This is a genomic window from Actinomycetospora sp. (assembly GCF_055612215.1).
In genome coordinates this window covers 1-1,723 of sequence record NZ_JBVPVA010000495.1, presented here as the reverse complement: position 1 = coordinate 1,723, position 1,723 = coordinate 1, and the positions used below count along the sequence as shown (strand labels likewise).

Below are 1,723 nucleotides of genomic sequence, written 5' to 3'. Positions count from 1 at the left end.
CGTCGGGCAGCCGCGACCGGGCGCGCTCGCGCAGCAGCACCGTCTCCAGCAGGGCCCCGGCCCGCTCGACGCCCACCAGCCGGCGGGCGGCCGCGACGTCGGCGAGCCGGTCCCCGCTCGGGACCAGCGCCGCGAGGGCGTCGCGCCCCGCCCTCGACGTCAGGAACCCGACGTCGTCGAGCGAGAACGCGTAGGCCACCCACGCCTCCCGGGGACTCTTCTGACGTGCGGCCCTACGGCGACACCGGCGGCGCCGGACGCACCCCGGTGACCAGCGCGTTGTAGAACAGCCCGCGCGGCACGACCCGGGCGAGGCGCGCGTCCAGCCACGACAGCCGCTGCCAGCTGCGGTAGGCGAACATCGCCCACGGGAACCCGAGCTTCTCCGGGCGCACCGCCGCCTCGAACGTCCGCACCGGCCAGCCGAACAGCGCCGCGGTGAGCTCCTCGGTCACGCACCGCACGTCGACCGCACCCGCCCCGAGCGCGAACCGCTCGAGGCGCGTCGGGTCGAAGACGTGCTGGTCGACGACCGCCTCCAGCGCCGCCGCCCGCGAGGACTCGTCGAGCTCGTCCTGCGGCCGCCGCCACGAGCGCAGCGGACCCAGGCGCGTCAGGTTCGTCGTCGCCCACCACGTCGCCTGGCCGAGCTTGCGCGCGTACAGGTCGCCGATGCGCGTGGGCTCCCCCGCGAACACGAACCGCCCGCCGGGCTTGAGCACCCGGAGGATCTCGCGGAACGCGCGGTCGAGGTCGGGGATGTGGTGCAGCACGGCGTGGCCCACCACCAGGTCCACCGACGCGTCGGGCATCGGGATGGTCTCGGCGTCGGCGACGCGGCCCTCGACGTCGAGACCCAGCCCCTCGGCGTTGCGCACCGCCACCTCGACCATGCCGGGCGAGAGGTCGGTGACCGTGCCCTTCTTGGCGATCCCGCCCTGCATGAGGTTGAGCAGGAAGAACCCGGTGCCGCAGCCGAGCTCGAGGGCGTGCTCGTAGGGGCCGGAGATCGGGGGAGAACTGCCCGGAGGGACGACAGCACAGAAGCGGTCGACGGCGAAGGTGATGCAGCGTTCGTCGTAGGAGATCGACCACTTCTCGTCGTACGTGCCCGCCTCCCAGTCGTGGTAGAGCACGTTGGCCAGCTTTGGGTCGTTCCGGGCGGCGTCGACCTCGGCCTGGGTGGCGTGGGGGTTGGGCGCGGTCATGCTCAGCGCCCCAGGAACTGGGCCTTGCCCGGGCCGTTCTCGACGAAGCTCCGCATGCCGATGACCTGGTCCTCGGTGCCGAAGAGCGCCGCGAAGACCTCGGTCTCGAGGTCCAGGCCGTCGCGCAGGCCCATCCCGAGCCCGCGGTCGACGGCGGTCTTGGCGGCGGCCAGGGCGCGCGTCGGGCCGTTGGCGAACTGCTCGGCCCACGCCCGCGCGCGGGTGTAGACCTCGTCCGGCGGCACGATCTCGTCGACGATCCCCAGCTCCAGGGCCTCCGGGGCCTTGACGAAACGGCCGCTGAAGATCAGGTCCTTGGCCTTCGCGGGGCCGATGAGCCGGGCGAGCCGCTGGGTGCCGCCGCCGCCGGGGATGATCCCGAGGAGGATCTCGGGGAGCCCGACCGTGGCGTTGTCACCGGCGACGCGGCGGTCGCAGGACAGCGCGATCTCGAACCCGCCGCCGAGGGCGTAGCCGGTGAGCGCGCAGACCGTGGGCTTCGGGATCTCCGAGAC

Annotated in this window: 2 protein-coding genes and 1 pseudogene; all 3 read right to left on the bottom strand. The window is 73.7% G+C overall.

What is annotated here, in order from left to right; all coding sequences use genetic code 11:
• A pseudogene (locus AC0CYZ_RS13845) lies at positions 1 to 199 on the bottom strand (class I SAM-dependent methyltransferase); the annotation flags it as partial.
• Between the two features lie 34 nt (positions 200 to 233).
• Complete coding sequence (locus AC0CYZ_RS13840) at positions 234 to 1,208, bottom strand: class I SAM-dependent methyltransferase (protein ID WP_472216234.1); 975 nt, start codon at positions 1,206 to 1,208, stop codon at positions 234 to 236.
• A 2-nt stretch (positions 1,209 to 1,210) separates the two neighbouring features.
• The coding region (locus tag AC0CYZ_RS13835; protein WP_472216232.1) for an enoyl-CoA hydratase/isomerase family protein at positions 1,211 to 1,723 on the bottom strand (513 nt) is incomplete at its 5' end.